General features: G+C 72.9%; 18 protein-coding genes. 9 read left to right on the top strand and 9 right to left on the bottom strand.

All coding sequences use genetic code 11. The annotated features are described in order from the left end of the window. Positions 1 to 4: 4 nt before the first annotated feature. From ACZ3I3_RS37470 to ACZ3I3_RS37455, 4 genes are all read right to left on the bottom strand, one after another. Positions 5 to 1,648 (bottom strand): serine/threonine-protein kinase, encoded by a 1,644-nt coding sequence (locus ACZ3I3_RS37470; protein ID WP_467372249.1) that lies wholly within the window; start codon positions 1,646 to 1,648, stop codon positions 5 to 7. 79 nt (positions 1,649 to 1,727) lie between these two features. Beyond that, positions 1,728 to 3,389 carry a nickel transporter gene (locus ACZ3I3_RS37465; protein WP_467372248.1) on the bottom strand — a complete coding sequence of 554 codons (1,662 nt, stop codon included), beginning with the start codon at positions 3,387 to 3,389 and terminating at the stop codon, positions 1,728 to 1,730. Further along, positions 3,386 to 5,209: a tetratricopeptide repeat protein gene (locus tag ACZ3I3_RS37460; RefSeq protein WP_467372247.1), complete on the bottom strand. Its 1,824-nt coding sequence runs from the start codon at positions 5,207 to 5,209 to the stop codon at positions 3,386 to 3,388. Before ACZ3I3_RS37460 ends, ACZ3I3_RS37465 begins: the two co-directional genes overlap by 4 nt. A 112-nt stretch (positions 5,210 to 5,321) precedes the next feature. Then, the gene (locus tag ACZ3I3_RS37455; RefSeq protein WP_467372246.1) at positions 5,322 to 6,881 is read right to left on the bottom strand and encodes a DUF4331 domain-containing protein; all 1,560 of its coding nucleotides are present in this window, start codon (positions 6,879 to 6,881) and stop codon (positions 5,322 to 5,324) included. 227 nt (positions 6,882 to 7,108) lie between these two features. On the opposite strand from ACZ3I3_RS37455, the gene ACZ3I3_RS37450 reads away from it, so the two are divergent. The 3 genes from ACZ3I3_RS37450 (at position 7,109) to ACZ3I3_RS37440 (ending at position 8,853) form a co-directional block, all read left to right on the top strand. Further along, on the top strand, positions 7,109 to 7,651 hold the full coding sequence (locus ACZ3I3_RS37450; RefSeq protein WP_167537312.1) for a sigma-70 family RNA polymerase sigma factor: 543 nt from the start codon (positions 7,109 to 7,111) through the stop codon (positions 7,649 to 7,651). Next, entirely contained in the window at positions 7,648 to 8,460 is an 813-nt protein-coding gene (locus tag ACZ3I3_RS37445; RefSeq protein WP_467372245.1) for an anti-sigma factor, read from the top strand. Before ACZ3I3_RS37450 ends, ACZ3I3_RS37445 begins: the two co-directional genes overlap by 4 nt. A gap of 126 nt (positions 8,461 to 8,586) precedes the next feature. Continuing rightward, positions 8,587 to 8,853, top strand: coding sequence for a hypothetical protein (locus ACZ3I3_RS37440; protein WP_037671693.1), 267 nt, complete (start codon positions 8,587 to 8,589; stop codon positions 8,851 to 8,853). A gap of 184 nt (positions 8,854 to 9,037) precedes the next feature. Here the strand turns inward: ACZ3I3_RS37440 and ACZ3I3_RS37435 are convergent, their stop codons facing one another. Both ACZ3I3_RS37435 and ACZ3I3_RS37430 read right to left on the bottom strand, forming a co-directional pair. Further along, a complete protein-coding gene (locus tag ACZ3I3_RS37435) occupies positions 9,038 to 9,820 on the bottom strand; it encodes an ABC transporter permease (protein WP_467372244.1) in 783 nt (260 codons plus the stop codon). Next, the gene (locus ACZ3I3_RS37430) at positions 9,817 to 10,803 is read right to left on the bottom strand and encodes an ATP-binding cassette domain-containing protein (RefSeq protein ID WP_467372243.1); all 987 of its coding nucleotides are present in this window, start codon (positions 10,801 to 10,803) and stop codon (positions 9,817 to 9,819) included. Before ACZ3I3_RS37430 ends, ACZ3I3_RS37435 begins: the two co-directional genes overlap by 4 nt. A gap of 63 nt (positions 10,804 to 10,866) precedes the next feature. On the opposite strand from ACZ3I3_RS37430, the gene ACZ3I3_RS37425 reads away from it, so the two are divergent. Further along, on the top strand, positions 10,867 to 11,583 hold the full coding sequence (locus tag ACZ3I3_RS37425) for a TetR/AcrR family transcriptional regulator (RefSeq protein WP_467372242.1): 717 nt from the start codon (positions 10,867 to 10,869) through the stop codon (positions 11,581 to 11,583). Positions 11,584 to 11,587: 4 nt separating this feature from the next. Here the strand turns inward: ACZ3I3_RS37425 and ACZ3I3_RS37420 are convergent, their stop codons facing one another. The 3 genes from ACZ3I3_RS37420 to hmgA all read right to left on the bottom strand — a co-directional run bounded on the left by ACZ3I3_RS37420 (position 11,588) and on the right by hmgA (position 14,949). Beyond that, entirely contained in the window at positions 11,588 to 12,760 is a 1,173-nt protein-coding gene (locus tag ACZ3I3_RS37420) for a type ISP restriction/modification enzyme (protein WP_467372241.1), read from the bottom strand. 96 nt (positions 12,761 to 12,856) lie between these two features. Next, positions 12,857 to 13,606: a GntR family transcriptional regulator gene (locus ACZ3I3_RS37415; protein WP_467372240.1), complete on the bottom strand. Its 750-nt coding sequence runs from the start codon at positions 13,604 to 13,606 to the stop codon at positions 12,857 to 12,859. A gap of 26 nt (positions 13,607 to 13,632) precedes the next feature. Continuing rightward, complete coding sequence (gene hmgA, locus ACZ3I3_RS37410) at positions 13,633 to 14,949, bottom strand: homogentisate 1,2-dioxygenase (protein WP_467372239.1); 1,317 nt, start codon at positions 14,947 to 14,949, stop codon at positions 13,633 to 13,635. Between the two features lie 179 nt (positions 14,950 to 15,128). Between hmgA and ACZ3I3_RS37405 the strand changes: the two genes are divergently transcribed. The 5 genes from ACZ3I3_RS37405 to ACZ3I3_RS37385 all read left to right on the top strand — a co-directional run bounded on the left by ACZ3I3_RS37405 (position 15,129) and on the right by ACZ3I3_RS37385 (position 21,707). Beyond that, the gene (locus ACZ3I3_RS37405; protein WP_467372238.1) at positions 15,129 to 15,911 is read left to right on the top strand and encodes a hypothetical protein; all 783 of its coding nucleotides are present in this window, start codon (positions 15,129 to 15,131) and stop codon (positions 15,909 to 15,911) included. After that, on the top strand, positions 15,908 to 16,525 hold the full coding sequence (locus ACZ3I3_RS37400; RefSeq protein WP_467372237.1) for a TetR/AcrR family transcriptional regulator: 618 nt from the start codon (positions 15,908 to 15,910) through the stop codon (positions 16,523 to 16,525). Before ACZ3I3_RS37405 ends, ACZ3I3_RS37400 begins: the two co-directional genes overlap by 4 nt. Positions 16,526 to 16,618: 93 nt before the next feature. Continuing rightward, on the top strand, positions 16,619 to 18,886 hold the full coding sequence (locus tag ACZ3I3_RS37395) for a molybdopterin oxidoreductase family protein (RefSeq protein ID WP_467372236.1): 2,268 nt from the start codon (positions 16,619 to 16,621) through the stop codon (positions 18,884 to 18,886). 135 nt (positions 18,887 to 19,021) lie between these two features. Further along, positions 19,022 to 20,440 carry a CitMHS family transporter gene (locus ACZ3I3_RS37390; RefSeq protein WP_467372235.1) on the top strand — a complete coding sequence of 473 codons (1,419 nt, stop codon included), beginning with the start codon at positions 19,022 to 19,024 and terminating at the stop codon, positions 20,438 to 20,440. Positions 20,441 to 20,462: 22 nt separating this feature from the next. Further along, on the top strand, positions 20,463 to 21,707 hold the full coding sequence (locus ACZ3I3_RS37385; RefSeq protein WP_467372234.1) for an MFS transporter: 1,245 nt from the start codon (positions 20,463 to 20,465) through the stop codon (positions 21,705 to 21,707). The last annotated feature ends 33 nt before the right edge of the window (positions 21,708 to 21,740 follow it).

The following is a 21,740-nucleotide window of genomic DNA, read 5'->3' as shown; positions in this document are numbered from 1 at the left end:
CCGCTCAGCCGGAGTCCGTGTCCGACTCCGCGCCTGAACCCGTGTCCGAGTCCGTGTCCGAGTCCGAAGGAGAAGGGGAGGCCCCGCCCGTCGGGGTCTCCGTCTCGCACGTGATCGAGAACGGCACCGACTCGGACGTCGTGCGCACCGGCTCCCGCACCTCGACACTGATCTCGTCCTCGAACGTCCCGCTCTCCGCCTCGGTCGTCACGGTCACCGCGTCCTGCCGCGTACGGCCGTCGCCCTCCGGGAACGACAACGTCTTCCAGCCACCGTCGAGCTCCGAACCGTCCTGCGTCACCCAGCGGTAGCGCACCTCGGCCGGCAGCCGCCCCACCGTGAACGTCGCCGTGAACCTCGGCGCCCGTGCGCCCGGCGGCGGACACGAGCCCGCGTAGTCCGTGCGCGTGCCGTCCAGGGCGACCCGCACCGACTGCGGCGGCGGAGCGCTCTCCTCGCTCTCGCTCTCGCTCGGCGTCGGGGAAGGACTCGACTTCCCGCTCCCGGTGTTCCGCGGCGGATCCTTGGTCTCGGCGGGCGAACTCGCCCCGGCACCCCGGTCGCCGGTCCCGTCGCCGTCCCCGCGGTTCAGCAGCGCGTACGTCAGCCCGCCCACCGCGAGCGCCAGCGCGACCACGCCCGCGACCAGCACCCGGCCGGCCCGGCGGTCGCGGTCCTGCCCGGTGGCCGTCGTCGTCCCACCCGAGCCGGACGGCACCGGCTGCCCCGGGAAGGGCATCGGGGGCGTGGGGGAAGGCTCCGGGTGGGCCGCGAGCGTCGGCGGGAACGGAACGGCCCGCACGGTGTCCGCGCTCGGCGAGCCGCCCGCGCCGATGGCCCGCAGATCCCGCTCCGCCTGCTCGGCCGGCAGCCGCTGCGCGGGATCCTTGCGCAGCAGCCCCTCGATGACCGGGGCGAGCGGACCGGCCCGGTACGGCGGCGGCAGCTCCTCGTCGACGATCGCGCGCAGCGTGCTCAGCGGGGTGTCGTGACGGAACGGGGAGTGGCCCTCGACCGCCGCGTACAGCAGCACGCCGAGCGACCACAGGTCGGACTCCGGGCCCGGCGTACGGCCGAGCGCCCGCTCCGGGGCGAGGAACTCGGGAGAGCCGATGACCTCCCCGGTCATGGTCAGCGCGGAGCTGCCCTCGACCATGGCGATCCCGAAGTCGGTGAGCACGATCCGGCCGTCGTTCGCGATCAGCACGTTGGCCGGTTTCACATCCCGGTGCAGCACCCCGGCCTCGTGCGCGGCCCGCAGCGCGGCCAGCACCTCGGCGCCGATGTGCGCGGCCCGCTGCGGCGGCATGGGGCCCTCGGCGTCCAGGACCTCCGCCAGGGAGAGCCCGCGGACCACCTCCATGACGATCCACGGCCGGCCCTCGTCCGTCGCCACGTCGTACACCGTGACCACGTTCCGGTTGGCGACCCGGGCCGCCGCCCACGCCTCCCGCTCCAGCCGGGCGTACATCCGCCGCACGTCGTCGCCCCCCAGCCCGGCCGGGGCGCGCACCTCCTTGACGGCGACCTCGCGGTGCAGCACCTCGTCGCGGGCGCGCCACACCGTCCCCATACCGCCCTCGCCGAGCGGTGCCAGGAGCCGGTAGCGGCCCGCGATCACACGCTCATGGCCCGGTTCTTCGGACACGGCGCCCCCATTCGCAGCCGGGCGAAATCTCCATGAGGTGTGTTTTCCCCATGACGTCGGATTTCCTCACGAACGTAACTCAGCCCAGTGCGGATGCCGCCCCCTTGAACACCAGTCCGGCCCCGAGGGCGACGACGGCGAAGGCCGAGCCGAGCGGCGCGGTCCGGCGCACCAGGGCCGCCATCGGGCCCGCCGTCCAGCGCGGGCGGCGGTCCAGGAGCCGGGTCATCCCGCTGCCCGCCTTGACGACGGCGTATCCGGCGGCCGTCAGGGTGAGCGCGAGCCCGACGCCGTAGGCGACGACCAGCAGCAGACCGAACCAGGCCTGCCCGAGGGCCGCGGCACCGACGAGCACCACCACGGCGGACGGGCTGGGCACGAGCCCGCCCGCGAAGCCCATGAGGATCGTGCCGCGGAGGGTGGGGGCGACGGGGTGGGAGTGGGTGAACCCGCCGTGGGTGTGCTCGACCGTCTGGGGGTGGGTGTGGGGACGGTTGTGGTCGTGCGGGTGGTCGTGGTCGTGGTCGTGGTCGTGGTCGTGATCGTGGTGGTGGTGATCGTGGTCGTGACGGTGGTCGTGGTCGTGGTCGTGATCGTGGTGGTGGTGATCGTGGTCGTGACGGTGGTCGTGGTCATGGTCGTGCGTGTGGCCGTGGCTGTGGCTGTCGTCGTGTGCGGGGCCGTGGTGGTGGGTGTGCGCGCGGTTGCGCAGGGCGCGGCGTAGGAGGCTCGCGCCCGCCAGGGTCACCAGGAGGCCGCTGGCGACGCCCAGCCAGGCGATCACCGAGGGGGCCGCCGCCGAACCGGCCGTGACCAGGAGGCCCAGGGCGACCACGCCCAGGGTGTGGGTGACCGTCACCGAGGCGGCCATGGGCAGGACGTCCTTCATCCGGGCCTGGCCGCCCCGGGCCGCCGCCGTCGCGGCCATGATGGTCTTGCCGTGGCCCGGGGCGAGCGCGTGCATCGCGCCCAGGATGACGGCGATGAGCAGGGCCAGCGCGGCGAAGCCCGCGGTGAGGTCGTGCCGGGCGACCAGGTCGTCCAGGGCCCGCGTCCAGCGGTCGGCGCCGCGCGGCAGCACGGAGGCGGCGGGGGCGTCCGACTCCTCCTCGGCCAGGGCCGCACCACCGGGGCGCACGCGCAGGGCGGCGGCCGCGGTGTCGGCCGGGGAGGAGAGCAACTCCTCGGGATAGCGGGTCAGTTCGGCCGAGATCGACTTCTCCGGGACGTCCGAGTCGGTGAGCGTCATACGGTCGCCCCGCGCCGTGATCTCCCGCCAGCCCGGGCCGGATGTGGAGCCCGCGCCACGGAAGCCGAGCGACACGGTCCTGTCCGACTCGCCGGACGGGAGGGGGGCGGTCAGTTCGCATTCCACGCGGAGGGTGTCGAGCCCCGCCTGCCCGGGCCGCACGCGCGCGTGGCTGCGCTCGGCGGTGAGCGGGGTGCCGCGGCCGTCGACGGTGACCCTGCTGTCCGCGGCGGCCGCGGCGCACCGCTCTCGGGCCCACAGGGTCATGCCCAGCCGCTCGATGTCCGGTCCCGCCTGCGTGGCCGGGATCTCGGCGAGGTCCTCGACGTGGTGGACGCGGAGTTCGCCGGGGGCGGCGACCAGGCCGTCGTAGCGGTTGACGGTGAAGTTGCCCAGCGGGTGGGCGCTCGCCGCGCCGGCGGGCAGCAGGGTGAGCGCGCAGGCGGCCGTGAGGACGGCGGCGCCGGACGCGAACAGGCGGCGCAGGGTCACCGGGCCCCCTTGAGGTCCTTGAGCACGGTACGGGCCTCGCGGGCACCGAGCGGCGAGAAGCCGGGGTTCAGGTCGAGCGCGGCCTTCAGGTGGTCGCGGGCCTCGCGTTCGTCGCCGGTGGCGTGTTCGATGACGCCCCGGTGGTAGAGGAAGCCGGCGTTGCGGTAGCCGGTGGCGGTGGCGCGGCGGGCGTACGGCAGGGCTTCCTCGTCGCGGCCGTTGACGTGCAGGGCCCAGGCGAGCGCGTCGGCGGTGTGGACGCTGTGCCGGCGGTTCCACTCGGCGCGGGCGGCGCGCAGGGCCTCCTTCTTGTCGCCGTGGTCGGCGGCGGCCATGGCCGAATCCAGGTCGGCGTTGACACCGCCCGCGCGGGCGAGGGACGTCCAGGCGTCGACGAGGGCGTACTGGTCGCCCGCCTTCGCCCGGTCGCCGTCGGCGCCCCGGTCCTCGTACAGCTCGCCGAGGGCGACGAGCGGGCCGGGCAGCGGGAAGCGGGCGACGACCTGCTCCAGTCCCTCGACGGCGGCGGCCCGGTCACCGTTCGCGGCCTGGGCGCGTGCGCGGCCCTCCAGGGCGGGAAGGTAGTCCTCGTCGGCGGCGAGGGCGCGGGCGTAGTGGCCGAGCGCCGTCTTGTACTGGCCCTGGTTCCAGGCGAGCTGCCCGAGGGCGGTGGCGACGTAGGCGGTGTCGCCGGGCGAGTCGGCGGCCTCCAGCGCGCGTTCCAGGACGTCACGCGCCGTACGGCCGTCGCCGCGCAGCTCCTTGACGTACGCGTACCGCGTGAAGACGGGCACCCCGGGTCGCCTGTCGTCGGCGGTGCGGGCGGCCTCGGCGGCGTCCTCGTACCGTCCGAGCTCGACGAGGGCGTCGATACGCGTGCACAGGGCGCGTTCGTTGTAGGGGTTCTGCTTCAGGGCCTGGTCGGCGTCTGCGAGCGCGCCGGTGAAGTCGTGCCGGGCGGCGGCGAGGGCGGCACGGCCGGCGAGGGCCTGGTCGTTGCCCGGGTCCAGCTCGAGGGACCGCTTGAGCGCCCGCTCGGCCTGCGGATAGCGCGAGGGGTCGCCGTTCGTCCGGGCCTGTTCGACGTAGGCGGTCCCGAGGGTGGCCCAGCTGCCGAAGTCCCTGGGCTGGGCGCGGAGATGCCTCTGCAGGGACCTGATCCCCGCGTCGAGATCCCCGCGGGCCAGCACACCGGCCGCCGGCGCCCCGGCCGCGGACACGGCCTCGGCACCGGCCCCGGCCGGGCCGTTCCCCGTACCCCCGAAGGCGATGGCCCCACCGGTCAGCGCGACCGCCAACAGCGCGGCGCACCCGGCCAGATGAACGGCCCGCCAGCGCCGCCCCCCGTCGGCGGCCCGCCGCACCGCGACCACGCGCTCGCCGGCCTCGGCGTCGGCGTCGTTCTCGGGGCGAGGCCCGGAGTCGGAGTCGCCGTGCCCGTCAGGCTCGCCTTCGGCGGCGGAATCGTTCCCGGCGCGGGGACGGTCGTGGGTGCCGGGCGTGCTTTCGGCATCCGGGCCGGTGCCGGTGTCGGTGCCCTTCGCGGCGCGCGCCTCCACGCCGGGGGAGTCCGCACCTTCCGTGCCCGCCGCCCCTGGAATCGGGTCGGTGCCGAGCGCGCCCCCCGTCCCGCCTTCTGCCCCGTCGCCCGCTTCGGCAGCGACACCGCCGCCCCGCCCCGCGTCCGCCGCTGCGTCGGTGCCCGGGCCGGTCTGCCCCTGACCCCGCCCAGCCGACCGCTCTGCGTCGGTCTCCTGGTCGGGGCGCTGGTGGTCGTCGTCGCGCCTCTCCGGTGCGCTGTCCGTCGTACGCGGAGGCATGGCCTCTCCTCGGTCGGCTGTGCGGGTGCGGTGGGGTGGGGTGGGACAGAGGCGCGGCCCGTGCCGTGGGGGACGGGAGACGGGCCGCGCCGGTCGGTGGGAGCGGAGCGGGTCAGTACGCCCGGTTCCGCATGCGGCGCCACCACATGAGGGCCGCGCCGATCAGGACGATGCCGCCCGCGCCGGCACCGGCGGACGCGGCGATCAGGCGCATGTCGTCCGAGCTCTGCGCCTCGGCCGGCTGGAGCGCGTCGCCGAGCTGGCTGCGGACGTCGTTGCCGCCGTCCACGCCCTTGGCGAGCGGACCGCGCGACCCCTCCGTCGGCAGGGCGACGTACGGGAAGGCCTTCTCGAAGTCCTTGTCGTTCTTGTCGACCGCGTCACCGAGGTCGTTCTTCGCGCCCAGCAGCTCACCCTCGACGACCTGGAGCGAGGCGTCGATCACGTCGTCGGTGAGGCGACGGCCGTTCGGGAAGCCCGCGTTGTCACCGTCCAGGACACCCAGCCGCTTGGGCTTGGCGGCCGGCTTGATCGAGGTGTTGAGGCGCAGCTGCTCCGACGGCGTCACGTGCGGCGGCTGGTTGAGGTCCTTGACGCCCTTGAGGAAGACGTCGACCAGGTCGTTGCGCGGCTCCTTCGGCGCCGGGATCTTGTAGATCGCCTCGATGAGCTTGGGCAGCTCCGGGTTGGTGACGTTCTTCAGGAACTGGGCGTCGTCCCGGGGCGCGGACGCGTTGAACGTGTCCTTGTCCTTCAGCGGGTTGACGACCTCGTTCACCAGCGGGTTGCCGAGGCGCGAGACCTGCGCGAAGTAGCCCTGCGCGTTCTTGCGCTGCGTCGTCGACCAGATACCGACGACCGGCTGGTCGTGCGACTGGGTGATGAAGCTGTTGGGGACCTGCAGGGCGATGGTGTTGACGTTGTAGCCCTTGAGCGTGTCGTTGCCGACCTCGGAGAGGTTCCCGCCGTAGAGCAGGTCGAAGACGCGCAGGTCCAGGAAGAACGGGTCGTCGGCCTGCCCGGCGAACGTCTGGGCGCCCCCGGCGAGCTTGTGGACCGCCTGCTGGCGCAGGGTGTTGTAGTCCGGCATCGACGCCTTGCCGACGTTCGACGGCGCCACGGGCACGTCGTCGGCGACCTTGGTCTTCGACACGGCCTTCAGGTTCTTCAGCTTGATCAGTTCGAGGTCGTACGTCTGCGTGATGTTGAGGTCGGGGTCGTCGAGGCTCTCGACCGGGCCCGTGTTGTAGAGGAACGTCTTGTCGTTCTTCGTGTGCGTCTTGAACGTGTACCGGAACAGCAGGTCTTCCTGCGCGTCACCGTCGCTGTCGATGCGCAGGTCGTACTGGGCGTCCTCGGCGAACGTGAAGAAGTTGGGCCCGCCGGCGGGTTCCTCGAAGGGGATCCAGTTCGCGACGATGGTCGTCGTGTCCGGCTTGTCCGGGCTGACGAACGCGTACACGTCGGTGTTGTCGTACTGCGGGGTCCCCGAGATCAGCGGGGCCTCGCGGTGACTGGAGGCGGAGGCCTCCTCGGGTGCCAGCGCGGTCACACCGGCGGCCGCGAGCCCGCCGGCGGCCAGCGCGCCACAGATCGCGGTCGCGATGCTCCTGCGACCCACACCGGTCGCACCGGTCGCACCGGTCTCACCGGTCCTGGAGAAAGGTGTCATGCCGTCCGTCCTCAGTGCCAACTTGCCTGACACACGCCATTCGGAGCGGTCGGCGAAGCGGATTGGTCGAATCTCAAACGTTCTTACGGCGCGTCGGCAAAGTTGTTTCATCGCCGGGCGACCCGCGTTTTCGGCGCGCTGATCCGTAACCCCCTCCGGAGGTGTGTGCGTTGCGAATGCCTCGTATGAGGGGACAGGCCCTGTGCGGCCTGGGAGAGGGGGACCGAGTGGAGGCGGACGAGCTGCTGCTGCGCGTGGCGGGCGGCGACCAGCAGGCCTTCGAGGACTTGTACGGCCTGGTGTCCGGCCCGGTGTTCGGGCTCGTACGGCGCGTGGTGCGCGACCCCGCCCAGTCGGAGGAGGTGGCTCAGGAGGTGCTGCTCGAACTGTGGCGCTCGGCGGCGAAGTTCGACCCGGGGCGGGGCAGCGCGATGTCCTGGATCCTCACCCTCGCCCACCGCCGTGCCGTCGACCGGGTGCGCAGCGCCCGCGCCGCCGGCGAGCGTGAGCAGCGGGAGGCCTGGCGCGCCCACCACCCGGCCTTCGACCAGGTCACCGAGGAGGTCGAGGCGGGACTCGAACGCGAGTGGGTACGCGTCTGCCTGGACCGCCTCACCGACCTCCAGCGCCAGTCCGTCACCCTCGCCTACTACGAGGGCTACACCTACCGTGAGGTGGCCGAGCGGCTCTCCCTGCCGCTGGGCACCGTCAAGACGCGGATGCGCGACGGGCTGACCCGGATGCGCGAGTGCCTGGGAGGCGTGGCATGAGTCTCTTCCGCCGCGAGGACCCGCACTCGCTCGCCGCGCCCTACGCGCTCGACGCCCTGGAACCCCCGGAGCGGATCCGCTTCGAGAAGCACCTGAGGGACTGCGGCCGCTGCGCCGCCGAGGTGCGCGCCCTGTCCGAGGACGCCGTCCGGCTCGCCTGGTCCGCCGCCGCCCCGCCCCCCGCCGCCCTGCGCGACCGCGTGATGGCTGCCGTACGGACCACTCCGCAGGACCCGGCGCCGCAGAACGCGGCACGCGAGCCGGCACGCGCGCGTGCGCCGCAGCTGCCGCCGCACGTGTGGGGCACCCGGCCGCCGCCGCGGCAGCGTCGCCGGATCCCGCTGTTCGTGCCCTTCGCCACGGCCACCGCCGCCGCGGCGCTCGTCGTCGCCTCGCTGTTCGCGGTGCAGGCGGACCGGACCCGGGATCAGCTGGCCGCCGAGCGGGACCGCTCACGTGAGATCGCCCACGTTCTCGCGGCTCCGGACGCCCGTGCGGGCAGCGGCCGGGACGGGCGGGGCCGAACCATCGGAGTGATCGCTTCCGCCTCGGAGGGGAGCGCGGTGGTCACCCTCGGCGGATACGGTGCCCCGCCCGGCGGCCGAGTGCACCAGTTGTGGCTCATGCGCCCGGGCGCGCAACCACGCTCCCTGGGCCTCTTCGAGGGCGACACGCCCTTGGTCGCCACGGGTCTCGGCACCTCCGCGACGTCACTGGCCGTAACCGTCGAGCCCGACGGCGGATCGCCGCAGCCCACCAGCCAGCCGATCGTCCAACTCGCCCTGAAATCGGTTGGATTCGGAGAGTAATCGGGAATACATCGTCAACCCCCTTATGGGGAAGGTGAATCCTGTGACCGCGATACACGAGTGCCCGGACGGGGCGATAGGGTTAACCTGCCCGGGCCGGGTGGACTCGTACGGGTGGGGAGTGACATGGAACAGATAACAGTGCGCAGCAGGGCGAGGGTCCCTGCGATCACCTGCGGGAGCAGCGCGACCAGTTCGCGCCTCGACCGCCACCTCTCGGTGCTGGGCGGCCCTGCCGTCCCGCAGCGGGAGACGGTCGAGGCGACCTCTCTGATGCGTGAACTGACCGCGCGTCAGCCGCACGACCGCAGTGGCAGGGGAGCGCGCGTGCGTCGCGTCTCGCTCTTCGCACCGCTGCGCAGGCTGCGCCGCTCGCTGTTCGGCGGCAAGTAGGGGCCCGCGCTCGGGCGGTCATACCGCCCCTGGTGGAACGCTGCGCACTCGTCGTCCGTCATCCCCACGGCACGCAGCGGCGCCAGGTGTGTACCCGAGCGCGGCCCGCCCCCCCCGTCGGTGCCCCATCCCCGCCCGGCAGTGACCGGGGGCGTCGTCCGGCTCCGGTGTTCCGGCCGCCCCTTCACCGCTCCCCGTGCGCGTACCGACGCACGGCCAGCGGCACGAACACCCCGAGCAGCACGGCGCACCACAGCAGCGACCCCGCGACGGGGTGGGCCACCGGCCAGGCCGCCCCGTCGGGCACCGGGGCGTTGCCGAACAGGTCCCGCAGCGCCGTCGCCACCGCGCTGATCGGATTCCACTCGGCGACCGTCCGCAGCCACCCCGGCAGCCCGCTCGTCGGGATGTACGCGCTGGACAGCAGCGGCAGCAGGAACGTCGCCCCGCCGAGCTGACCGGCCGCCTCCTCGTTCCGGGTGAGCAGGCCGAGGAAGATCCCGGCCCATACGCAGGCGAAGCGGAACAGCATCAGCAGCCCGACGGCCCCGAGCGCCGCGAGCGGACCGCCCTCGATCCGCCAGCCCACCGCGAGCCCCACCAGCAGGAACGGCACCGTCCCGACCGCCGTGGCCACCAGGTCCGCGGCGGCCTGCCCCAGCGGTACGGCCGCCCGGCTCATCGGCAGCGTACGGAAGCGGTCCGTCACGCCCCGGTGCGTGTCCTGGGCCGCCTGGAACATGCCGGTCATGATCCCGCCCGTGGCGGTCGCCACCAGCAGGCCCGGCACCAGGAACGACCGGTAGGCCTCGCCCGGCATCGCCAGCGCGCTGCCGAAGACGTAGCCGAAGAACAGCAGCATGCTGATCGGCATCGTCTGGGTGAGGATCAGCAGCCCCGGGTTGTTCCGCATCCGCAGCAGCTGGCGGCCCAGCATCGCGGTCCCGTCGTACGCCAGCATGCTCATGCGGCACGCTCCTTCTCGTCGGTGGCGGTCCTGGTCGTGGTGGTGGCCGTGGCCGTCGTGCCGGTGAGGCGCAGGAAGACGTCGTCGAGGGTCGGGGGCCGCAGGCTCACGTCGAGCAGCGGCACGCCCGCCGCGTCCAGCGTGCGCACGAGCAGCGGGAGGGTGAGCGTCGGGTCCTTGCTGACCGCCCCGACGGCGCCGCGCTCGCGGTCGAACGAGGGCTGCGCGCCCGTGAGCCGGTCGAGGACGGCCGCCGCCTTCGTGAGCGCGTCCGGGTCCGTCACGACGACCTCGGCGTGCGCCCCGACGAGTGCCTTGAGCTGGGCCAGCGACCCGGTGTGCGCCACCCGGCCGCGGTCCACCAGCGCGATGTCGTCGGCGAGTTGGTCGGCCTCCTCCAGGTACTGGGTGGTGAGGAGGACGGTCGTGCCCTCGGCGGTCAGCTCGCGCACCACGTCCCAGATGAGGTTGCGGCTGGCCGGGTCGAGGCCGGTCGTCGGCTCGTCCAGGAACAGCACCTCGGGGCGGCGGATCAGGCTCGCCGCCAGGTCCAGCCGGCGCCGCATGCCGCCGGAGTAGGTGGAGGCGGGCCGGTCGGCGGCCTCGGCCAGCCCGAAGCGGTCGAGGAGCTGTGCGGTCCGGCCGGCGGGGCCGCGCACCCGGTGCAATCGGCCGAACAACAGCAGGTTCTGACGGCCGGTGAGGTCCCCGTCGATCGACGTGTCCTGCCCGGTGACACTGATCCGGCTCCGGACGGCGGCGGCCTCCCGGGCGAGGTCGTGCCCGGCGACCCGCGCGGAGCCCGCGTCCGGCCGCAGCAGCGTGGTCAGCAGCCGTACGGCCGTCGTCTTGCCCGCCCCGTTCGGCCCGAGGACCCCGCACACCGTCCCCTCGGCCACCGCGAGATCCAGCCCGCGCAGGGCGTGAACCTCCCCGAAACGCTTCGCCAGACTCTCACTAAGTACAGCGTACGTAGAAGTCATGGCTTGACCATAACGCACTACGTACGGTGTACGTAACTAGGATGGTGGCCGAGGTGATGATCGATGGCGGGCCGAGCTGCCGTACCCGAAGTGATCTGGACGCGCCCCGAGCGCACCGGCCGTGGGCCGAAACCCGCGTTCACCCGCGCCGACATCGCGGCGGCGGCGGTGCGGATCGCCGACGCGGAGGGGCTGGACGCGGTGTCCATGCGGCATGTCGCCGCGGAGCTGGGGTGCGGCACGATGTCGCTGTACAACTACGTCCCCCGCAAGGAGGACCTGTACGAGCTGATGATCGACGCCATCGGCGCCGAGCACGAGATGTTCGAGCCGACGGGCGACTGGCGCGCCGACATGCTCCGCAACGCCGAGGAGACGCGCGCCATCATGCGCCGTCACACCTGGGTGCCGCGCCTGATGCCCGGGGTGTTCGCCTTCGGCCCCAACTCCCTGCGCTATCTGGAGCACTGCCTGGCCTGCCTCGAACCGCTCGACGTCCCGGCCGCCACGAAGACGGAGCTGATCGCGTTGCTCAACGGCGTCGTGACGACGTACACCGCGAACGACATCGCGACCGTCGAGCGCACGCGCTCCATGCCGTGGTCCGTGGAGGAGGAGAACGCGGTCCGGATGGCCTATCTGGGCAGCCGGGTGGCCACCGGCGCGTATCCGCGACTGGCCGCGGCCTTCATGGAGCAGAGCGGGCCGGTCGATCTGGAGGCCGTGTTCCGGCGGGCCCTCGAACGCGTCCTGGACGCCTACGACCCCGACCCGCGCTGACGCGCTACAGCAGCGCGAGCTGCCCCTCCGGGCCCTCCTCGGGGCCGTCCAGTACCGAGGCCGGACGGCGGGCCGAGGCCGGTACCGGGAGGACGCCGGCCTCGCGCAGCTCGGTCGCCGTGACCGGGTCGGGGACCTCCGGCTCCTCCAGGGGGCGCAGTTCGGCCAGCAGGGCCAGGACCGTGATCAGTTCCAGCAGCTCCGACGTCCAGGCCTGGGGCCAGGTCGCGGGGCGGATCGCGGCGAGTGTGCCCGGCTCGGCCTCGGCGACGCGCGCCGCGAACCACTGCTCCAGGACACGTACCCCACCCACCTCGAAGTCCCAGGCCTCCGGCGGCACCGGGGAGACGCGGCCCTCGTCCAGCAGCAGAGCCTCCTCGTCCCGGTCGTAGCGCAGGTCCAGGGGGCGGGAGGGCAACGGGGCGCGGACGTAGGGGCGGCGGCCGCCGGGCAGCTTGGGGCGTTCGCCGTCGCGGCGCATCAGCCACAGCAGCCGGTGGCCCACCTCCAGGCCCCGCGCCCAGGCGTCGGCGTCCCCGGTGAGCGGAACCGAGAGGTCCGGGCGCGCCGTCGCCGTGATCCAGGCCAGCACGTCGAGAGGCGTCGGAACGCTGCCCAGACGGGTGCCCAGGTACGCCGGCAGGCCGGGCGCCAGGTTGGGCTCCTGCCCGCCCGGCCGCCGGAACAGCGGGCGGATCCGGCCGGGGCGCAGCAGCGGGAGCAGCGAGGTGACGAGCAGGCGGGGAACTTCCCGGGCGCTCCCCGGGGCCTCGGGCGCCTCCAGTACGAAGACCTGCCGTTCGTCCGCCACCCGCCACAGCTCGGGGCGGGCCGCGTCGATCAGCCGCTGGTCGGGGATCAGCCACTGCTCGTCGAAGGGAGCGCACAGCACGCGCACCGGCTCCGGGCACGGCCCCGAGGCGCGGGCCAGCTTCTGCGTCCCGCTGCCGGCCTGGCCGGGCAACTGGCCGACCGCCGTGTGTGGCGTGCGCGAGCGGGTCGGCTCGAACAGGGTCTCGCGGTCGGGTCCCTCGGCCTTCAGCAGGGCGTCCCAGCGGGCCTTCAGGGACGCCGGGTCGGGTCCCGCCGGCCACCCCCGGCCGAGCCGCGGCGGTGCGACGGACCACGGCATGAGGTCCGCCAGCAGCGGAGCGTCGTCGTGCGTCACGCAGGGCATCGTACGACGTGCCGAGCGCCCCCGAAGGGGCGCGGGGAACTGCGCGACCAGCCCCCACCGGCCCGCAGGTGCATCACCACGCCTCCCGCGCAGCGCCTACGTCGCCTCCAGGGTCACCGTGAAGGAGAAGCGGTCCCCCCGGTACTGGATGACGGCCACGTCCAGAGGCCGCCCGCCGGCGTCGTACGTGATGCCCGTGTAGTGCAGGATCGGGCTGAGCAGCGGGACTTGGAGCAGTTTCGCCGTCTCCGGGTCGGCCAGCCGGGCCTCCACCGTGTCCGTGATGCGGCTGATGTCCGCCCCGACGGCGTCCCGCAGCACCTTGGTCATGGGCCACCGGACCAGGTCGTCCAGGTCGATGCGCGCGGCCAGTCCGGGACGCACGTAGTTGCGGGCGTGGTTGGTCGGCTCACCGGTCTTCTCGTCGCTGCGCAGCCGGTGGTACGTCGCCACCTCGGCCAGATCCGGGAAGAACTCGGCGAGTTCGGCGGGCACCGGGGCGGTGCCGTGGTCCAGCAGCTCGGTCGTCATGCCGGACTGCTGGGCCACGATCGCGTCCACCGAGCCCAGCAGCCGGACCGGGGAGCCCCGGCGCACGTCCGGCTCGATGAACGTGCCGCGCCGGCGGTGGCGCGTGATGAGCCCCTCGTCCTCCAGCTCCTTCAGTGCCTGCCGCATGGTCAGCACGCTCACGCCGTAGTGCCCGGCCAGCTGCTCCTCGGTGGGCAGGCGCAGCGGGTCCTGGGGCGAGCGGCCGAGGATCGAGGCGCGCAGCGACTGCGACACCTGGTACCAGAGCGGCAGCTTGCGGTTCAGGACGATCGAGTCCGGAGCGAAGGAGGTCACGGGCCATCCGTACCGGTCGGGGATGCTCAGTGCAAGGGACGGAAGTGCCGCTCCAGGCCCTGCCAGACGTCGTCGTAGCGCTGCTGGAGGTGTTCGGCGCGGGCCGCCTGCGGGGTGAGGGTGACCGGCCAGCGCGTTTCGAACATGAACGCCAGACCGTCGTCGATCTTCTGCGGCCTCAGCTCGGCGGCGCTCGCCCGGTCGAAGGTCTCCCGGTCCGGGCCGTGCGCCGACATCATGTTGTGCAGCGAGCCGCCGCCCGGCACGAAGCCTTCCGCTTTCGCGTCGTACGCGCCCTCGATCAGGCCCATGTACTCGGTCATCACGTTCCGGTGGAAGTACGGCGGCCGGAACGTGTCCTCGCCCACCAGCCAGCGCGGGGCGAACACCACGAAGTCGACCCCGGCCAGCCCCGGGGTGTCCGACGGGGACGTCAGCACCGTGAAGATCGACGGGTCGGGGTGGTCGTACGTGATGGTGCCGAGCACATTGAAACGGCGCAGGTCGTAGATGTACGGCACATGGTTGCCGTGCCAGGCGACGACATCGAGCGGGGAGTGGTCGTAGGTGGCCGTCCAGAGGTTGCCGCAGAACTTGTTCACCACCTCCACCGGGCCCTCGACATCCTCGTAGGCGGCGACCGGGGCACGGAAGTCCCGGGGGTTGGCGAGGCCGTTCGCACCGATCGGGCCCAGGTCCGGGAGGCGGAAGGGCGCGCCGTAGTTCTCGCACACATAGCCGCGGGCGGACTCGTCGAGCAGCTCCACACGGAAGCGGACCCCACGAGGGATGAGCGCCACATGTCCCGGCTCCACATGCAGCAGACCGAACTCCGTGCGCAGCAGCAGCCCGCCGCGCTCCGGGACGATCAGCAGCTCGCCGTCGGCGTCGCTGAACACCCGGTCCATCGAGGCGTTGGCGGTGTACAGGTGGACGGCGATGCCGGTGCGCTGGGTGGCGTCGCCGTTGCCGCCCAGGGTCCACAGCCCGGCCAGGAAGTCGGTCTCCGGCGCCGGGTCGGGCAGGGGGTTCCAGCGCAGGCGGTTGGGGTCGGGCACGGTCTGGGTGAAGGGGGCGGTGCGGATCGAGCCGTTGTGCGTGCGGGTGAACGCCGGGTGCGCGGCCGACGGGCGGATCCGGTACAGCCACGAGCGGCGGTTGTGCGCCCGGGGCTCGGTGAAGGCCGTACCGCTCAGCTGTTCCGCGTACAGCCCGAGCGGGGCCCGCTGGGGGGAGTTGCGGCCTTCCGGCAGTGCGCCCGGGACGGCCTCGGAGCTGTGCTCGTTGCCGAAGCCGGAGAGGTAGGTCAGCCCTTCGGCGGTCTTCCGCACGTCCGCACCCATGATCGCTGCTCCCTTGAGGTCCGATTCCTGCGCCACCCGATTCCTATGCAACACCGTAGGATTGCGATTTCCCCGGCGCAAGGGGGACGCGCGGCCCTGTATGACCTCCTCTGGACGGACGAGGAGACCCGACTCCAGGACGATCCGCCGGAACGCACGCCTGTTCTACGCTCCCCGGCATGACGTGGACACGGGGATCTGGCGCCGTGCTCGCGGTCTGTGTCCTCCTGCTGACCGGAACCGCGGGCTGCGGCTCCGGTGAGGCGCGGGAGGACGAGACGCGGCACGCACCGGTGGGCAGCCTTCTGGAGGACCGGGACCAGGAGGGGCGTGCCTACCGCGAGGTGGCGCGGCGGGACGCCCCCGACGTCGGCGTCGAGGTGCAGCCGGACGCGGCCGGCGGCTGGGGCGTACGCCTGACCGTGCGCAACTTCCGTTTCTCACCGCCCGGTGCGGCGGCCCGGGCGGTGCCCGGGCAGGGTCTCGCGCGGCTCTATCTGGACGGTCGCCCGGTCGCCCGCCTGCGCGCCCCCGAGTGCCGTCTCGCCGACCGCCTCGTACCGCGCGGCACGCACCAGGTCACGGTCCGCCTCTACGCCGACGACGGCACGGTGTGGGCGGTGGACGGCGCGCCCGTGGAGAGCACGGCCGATATCACCGCGTCGGGAACCGGCCCCCGCCCCGAGGCCGACCCCGACCCCGACCCTGAGCCCGAGTCCGAGCCTGATCCCGCGCCCGAGCCCGACCCCACGCCGAGCGCGGACACGCAGCGGCAGGCGCGCACGCATGGGACGGAGACGCGGCGGCAGGCGCGCACGCATGGGACGGAGACGCGGCGGCAGGCGCGGACGCCCGCGGCGGACACGCGCTCCCGGACCATGGACACCCGGTCCCGGATCGCGGACCCCCGGTCCTGGATCCGGGGGCGAGGTTCACCGGACCGCGCCGGAAGGGCATCATGAAGCCCGTGCCCCACGCGACATCGCTCCGTCGTGCGCCCGTCCAGCGGCGCAGCGCCGAACGCCTGGCCAGAATCCTCGACGCCTGCGCCGACCTCCTCGACGAGGTCGGCTACGACGACCTGAGCACCCGGGCCGTCGCCCAGCGGGCCGCGGTCCCCATCGGCTCGGTCTACCGCTTCTTCGGCAACAAGCGCCAGATGGTCGACGCGCTGGCCCAGCGCAACCTCGAGCGCTACTCGGAGCGGGTCACCCAGCGCCTGCGCACGGCGGGCGACGGGGGCTGGCGCGAGGCCATGGACGCCGTGCTCGACGAATACCTGGAGATGAAGCGCACCGCGCCCGGCTTCTCCCTCGTCGACTTCGGCAACCAGATCCCGGTCGGCGCCCGCCAGGCAGAACCCAACCACCGGGTCGCCGACCGCCTCACCGAGCTCCTCTCCGGCTTTCTCGGCCGCGAGCCCGACGAGGAGCTGCGCCGGGTCTTCCTCATCGCCGTCGAAACCGCTGACACCCTCGTGCACCTGGCCTTCCGGGTCGCGCCGGAAGGGGACCCGAAGATCATCGAGGAGATGCGGGAGATGCTGCGGGCGTATCTGGCCCGGGTGCTCGACTGACGTCACACCGGTCAGGGCCTCCCCTCCATGCATACCGGTCGGTATGCTCGGGCGCGTCCGTGCGTCACCGTAGCCGCCGCCCCTGGAGGACCCGTGTCCCGCACCGCCCTGCGTATCTGTCCCCTGTGCGAGGCCACCTGCGGCCTGACCCTCACCATCGAGGGGACGCGCGTCACCCACGCCCGCGGTGACCGCGACGACGTCTTCAGCAAGGGGTTCATCTGCCCCAAGGGCGCCTCCTTCGGGGCCGTCGACGCCGACCCCGACCGGCTGCGCACCCCGCTCGTGCGCAGGGACGGCGAGCTGCGCGAGGCCACCTGGGAGGAGGCCTTCGACGCGGTCGCCGCCGGTATCCGGCCCGTCGTCGAGCGGTACGGCCCGAACTCCGTCGGCGTCGTCCTCGGCAACCCCAACGTGCACACCATGGCCGGCGCCCTCTACCCGGCGGTGCTGCTCGCCGGGCTCGGCACGCGCAGCGTCTTCACGGCCTCCACGGTCGACCAGATGCCCAAGCACGTCTCCAGCGGACTGCTCTTCGGCGACGCGAACGCCATCCCCGTGCCCGACCTGGACCACACCGACCATCTGCTCCTGATCGGCGCCAACCCGCTGGAGTCCAACGGCAGTCTGTGCACGGCCCCCGACTTCCCGGGCAAGCTGAAGGCCCTCAAGGCCCGGGGCGGCACGCTCGTCGTGATCGACCCGCGCCGCACCCGCACCGCGAAGCTCGCCGACCGGCACATCGCCGTGCGGCCCGGCACCGACGCGCTGCTGCTGGCGGCGATGGCCCAGGTGCTCTTCGACGAAGGACTCACCGAACCCATCCCGCACGTCCAGGGTGTCGAGGAAGTGGCCGACGCCCTGCGGGAGTTCACCCCCGAAGCCGTCGCCGCCGCCTGCGACGTCGAGGCCGACGTCATCCGCACCCTCGCCCGCGAACTCGCCGCCGCCCCCACCGCCGCCGTCTACGGCCGCATCGGCAGCTGCACCGTCCCGCACGGCACCCTGGCCAGCTGGCTCGTCGACGTCCTGAACATCCTCACCGGCAACCTCGACCGGCCCGGCGGTGCGCTCTTCCCGCAGGCCGCCACCGACAAGACCCCGCGCCCCGCCGGGCCCGGCCGCGGCTTCGCCCTCGGGCGCTGGCACTCCCGTGTGAGCCGGCACCCGGAGGCCAAGGGCGAACTGCCCCTCTCCGCCCTCGCGGAGGAGATCGACACGGCCACCGAGGAGGGCGAGCCGGTGCGCGCGCTCCTCGCCGTCGCCGCCAACCCCGTGCTCTCCGCCCCCGACGGCGACCGGCTCGACAGGGCGCTCGAATCGCTCGACTTCATGGTCAGCGTCGACCCGTACCTCAACGAGACCTCCCGCCACGCCGACGTCGTCCTGCCTCCGCCCCCGCCCTCCCAGAGCCCGCACCACGACTTCGCGTTCAACACCCTCGCCGTCCGCAACCAGGTCCGCTACACCCGCCCCGCGGTCCCGCTGGAGCCGGGCCGGATGGCCGAGACGGAGATCCTGGCCCGGCTCATCCTCGCCGTCACCGGCATGCACGGGGCCGACCCCGCCGCCGTCGACCAGATGGTCATCGACCAGACCCTCGGCAAGGCCGTCGAGGAACCGCACTCGCCCGTCCACGGCCGCGACGCACGCGAGCTCGCCGCCCAGCTCACCGGCGACACCGGCCCCGAGCGACGGCTGGACATGATGCTGCGCCTCGGCCCCTACGGCGACGGCTTCGGCGTACGACCCGACGGACTGACCCTTCAGAAGCTGCTCGCGCACCCGCACGGCATCGACCTCGGTCCGCTGCGCCCCCGCCTGCCGCAGCCGCTGAAGACCAGGAGCGGCAAGGTGGAACTGCTGCCGCAGCCGATCGCGGACGACCTGCCCCGCCTGCGCGCGGCCCTGGCCGAACGCCCCGACGGACTCGTCCTGGTCGGCCGCCGCCACCTCCGCTCGAACAACAGCTGGATGCACAACGTGCCCGCCCTCACCGGCGGATCCAACCGCTGCACCCTGCACATCCACCCCGAGGACGCCGAACGGCTGGGCGTCCGCGACGGGGCACCGGTGCGCGTGAAGGGCGCCGGGGGAGAGGTGACCGCACCGGCCGAGGTCACCGACGACGTGCGCCGGGGTGTGGTGAGCCTGCCGCACGGCTGGGGCCACAACCGCCCCGGCACCCGCCTCAGCCACGCCGCGACCGACCCCGGCGTCAACGTCAACCAGCTCCTCGACGGCCGCCTGCTCGACCCGCTGTCCGGCAACGCGGTCCTCAACGGAGTGCCCGTCGACGTCGCCCCCGAGACGGCCCCCGGATGCGCATCCGTGACCGAAAAGCTCACCGCTCTGACCTGAGCAAAGCTGTGACCAGCAGTTTTGCGCTTATTGCTCGCACGTCAACGTCTTGTTAACGCTGCTTGAACGCACCTAACGTCTCGGACACCGCCGGCCCTGGTGGGATGTTCAAGGGCGAACGTTAGGTATCCACTCATGCTGACCATCCTCGGCTTCGCCATGATCGCGACCTTCCTGGTCCTGATCATGATGAAGAAGATGTCGCCGATCGCGGCGCTCGTGCTGATTCCCGCGCTGTTCTGCGTGTTCGTCGGCAAGGGCGCCAAGCTCGGCGACTACGTCCTCGACGGCGTGACCGACCTCGCCCCCACTGCGGCGATGCTCATGTTCGCGATCGTCTACTTCGGTGTGATGATCGATGTCGGTCTCTTCGACCCGGTCGTCCGCGGCATCCTCAAATTCTGCAAAGCCGACCCGATGCGGATCGTCGTCGGCACCGCCGTGCTCGCCGCGATCGTGTCGCTGGACGGCGACGGCTCCACCACCTTCATGATCACCGTCTCGGCGATGTACCCGCTGTACAAGCGCCTGAAGATGAGCATGGTCGTGATGACCGGTGTCGCCGCCATGGCCAACGGCGTGATGAACACCCTCCCCTGGGGCGGCCCGACCGCCCGCGCCGCCACCGCGCTCAAGCTCGACGCCAGCGACATCTTCGTCCCGATGATCCCGGCGCTCCTCGTGGGCCTGCTCTTCGTCTTCGTCCTCTCCTACGTCCTCGGTGTGCGTGAGCGCCGGCGGCTGGGCGTGCTGACGCTGGACGAGGTGCTGGTGGACGAGAAGGTCGAGGAGAAGGAGACCGAGACGGTCCTCGTGGGTGCCGGCGGCTCCGGCGACGGCAAGGTCTCCATGCGCAAGGGCGTCTCGGGCGGCGCCGGCTCCGGCACGGACGCCGACGAGCAGGACGACGACTTCCAGGGCCTCGACCCCCACCGCGCCACGCTGCGCCCCAAGCTGTACTGGTTCAACGCGCTGCTCACGGTCGGCCTGCTCACCGCCATGATCATGGAGCTGCTGCCGATCCCGGTGCTGTTCCTGCTCGGCGCCGCACTCGTGCTCACCGTCAACTTCCCGCACATCCCGGACCAGAAGGCCCGCATCGCCGCCCACGCCGAGAACGTCCTGAACGTCTCCGGCATGGTCTTCGCCGCCGCCGTCTTCACCGGCGTCCTCCAGGGCACCGGCATGGTCGACAACATGGCCAAGTGGATGGTGGACGTCATCCCCGGCAGCATGGGCCCGCACATGGCCCTGGTCACCGGCATCCTCAGCCTTCCGCTGACGTACTTCATGTCGAACGACGGCTTCTACTTCGGTGTCCTGCCCGTCCTCGCCGAGGCGGGTGCCGCGCACGGTGTCTCCCCGCTGGAGATGGCCCGCGCCTCGCTGGTCGGCCAGCCGCTGCACATGTCGAGCCCGCTCGTCCCGGCCGTGTACGTCCTGGTCGGCATGGCCAAGGTGGAGTTCGGCGACCACACGAAGTTCGTCGTGAAGTGGGCCGCCCTCACCTGTCTGGTCATCCTCGGGGCGGGCATGCTCTTCGGGATCATCTGACCACCGCATGGAGGACGTCATCGTGAGGCCCGGTGGGAACCGCGGCTGGCTGCTCCGCCTCGTCATCGCCTTCAGCTTCGCGCAGGGGGCGGTGTCCATGGCCCGGCCCGCCGTCTCCTACCGGGCCCTCGCGCTGGGCGCGGACGAGCGCGCGGTCGGTGTGATCGCGGGTGTGTACGCGCTGCTGCCGCTGTTCGCCGCCGTGCCCCTGGGCCGCCGCACCGACCACGGCCGCTGCGCGCCCCTGCTGCCCATCGGCGTGGTCCTCATATCCGGCGGCTGCGCGCTCAGCGGCGTGGCGAACTCCCTGTGGGCCATGGCCCTGTGGAGCGGGGTGATGGGCCTCGGCCACCTCTGCTTCGTCATCGGCTCCCAGTCCCTCGTCGCCCGCCAGTCCGCGCCGCACGAACAGGACCGCAACTTCGGTCACTTCACCATCGGCGCCGCGCTCGGCCAGCTCGTCGGCCCCATCGCCGCGGGCGCGGTGATCAGCGGCGACGACATGACGGGCACCAGCGCGCTCGCCCTGATCGCGGCGGGTGCGATCGGGGCGGTCGCGTTCACCTCGCTGTGGCGCATCGAGCACCGCCGCACGGCGGATACGTCCCGCGCGGACAAGGGCGACCGTGTCCCGGTCGGGCGCATCCTGCGCACCCGGGGCGTGCCGGCCGGCATCCTCATCAGCCTCGCCGTGCTGTCCGCGACCGACATCCTCACCGCCTACCTTCCGGTGGTCGGCGAGCACCGGGGCATCGCGCCGTCCGTGATCGGCGTCCTGCTCAGCCTGCGAGCGGCGGCCACCATCGCCTGCCGTCTGGTGCTGACGCCCCTGCTGCGGCTGCTCGGCCGCACCCTGCTGCTCACGGTGACCTGTCTGCTGGCGGCCCTGCTGTGCGCGGGCATCGCCCTGCCGATGCCGGTGTGGGCGCTCGGCCTGCTGCTGGTGCTGCTCGGCTTCTGCCTCGGGGTGGGGCAGCCGCTGTCCATGACGACGGTGGTCCAGGCCGCGCCCGACGAGGCCCGCTCCACGGCCCTGGCGCTGCGTCTGACCGGCAACCGGCTCGGCCAGGTCGCCGCGCCCGCCGCGGCCGGGCTGATCGCCGGGGTCGCGGGGGTGGCGGCGCCGTTCGTGATGCTCGGGGTGCTGTTGCTGCTGTCCTCGGGGGTCGCGGTGCGGTCGCGGGGGGAGCCGGGTGCGGCGGCGGGGGAAGGGGCGGGGGAGACCCGCCGGTCGCGGGTGCGGCTCCGCCGGAAGAGCGATATCTGACGCGTCGTAGGGCGCAGTTGCGTCTGTTTCGGC

This window comes from Streptomyces sp. NPDC016851, assembly GCF_055562795.1.
The sequence above is the reverse complement of the archived record's forward strand: the minus strand, read 5'-3'. Positions and strand labels throughout refer to the sequence as shown.

Excerpts from the sequence above, each read along its gene's own strand:
- ACZ3I3_RS37460 (WP_467372247.1), bottom strand. The coding sequence starts at position 5,209 with ATGCCTCCGCGTACGACGGACAGCGCACCGGAGAGGCGCGACGACGAC.
- ACZ3I3_RS37455 (WP_467372246.1), bottom strand. The coding sequence starts at position 6,881 with ATGACACCTTTCTCCAGGACCGGTGAGACCGGTGCGACCGGTGCGACC.
- ACZ3I3_RS37445 (WP_467372245.1), top strand. The coding sequence starts at position 7,648 with ATGAGTCTCTTCCGCCGCGAGGACCCGCACTCGCTCGCCGCGCCCTAC.
- ACZ3I3_RS37440 (WP_037671693.1), top strand. The coding sequence starts at position 8,587 with ATGGAACAGATAACAGTGCGCAGCAGGGCGAGGGTCCCTGCGATCACC.
- ACZ3I3_RS37435 (WP_467372244.1), bottom strand. The coding sequence starts at position 9,820 with ATGAGCATGCTGGCGTACGACGGGACCGCGATGCTGGGCCGCCAGCTG.
- ACZ3I3_RS37430 (WP_467372243.1), bottom strand. The coding sequence starts at position 10,803 with ATGACTTCTACGTACGCTGTACTTAGTGAGAGTCTGGCGAAGCGTTTC.
- ACZ3I3_RS37425 (WP_467372242.1), top strand. The coding sequence starts at position 10,867 with ATGGCGGGCCGAGCTGCCGTACCCGAAGTGATCTGGACGCGCCCCGAG.
- ACZ3I3_RS37420 (WP_467372241.1), bottom strand. The coding sequence starts at position 12,760 with ATGCCCTGCGTGACGCACGACGACGCTCCGCTGCTGGCGGACCTCATG.
- hmgA (WP_467372239.1), bottom strand. The coding sequence starts at position 14,949 with ATGGGTGCGGACGTGCGGAAGACCGCCGAAGGGCTGACCTACCTCTCC.
- ACZ3I3_RS37405 (WP_467372238.1), top strand. The coding sequence starts at position 15,129 with ATGACGTGGACACGGGGATCTGGCGCCGTGCTCGCGGTCTGTGTCCTC.
- ACZ3I3_RS37400 (WP_467372237.1), top strand. The coding sequence starts at position 15,908 with ATGAAGCCCGTGCCCCACGCGACATCGCTCCGTCGTGCGCCCGTCCAG.
- ACZ3I3_RS37390 (WP_467372235.1), top strand. The coding sequence starts at position 19,022 with ATGCTGACCATCCTCGGCTTCGCCATGATCGCGACCTTCCTGGTCCTG.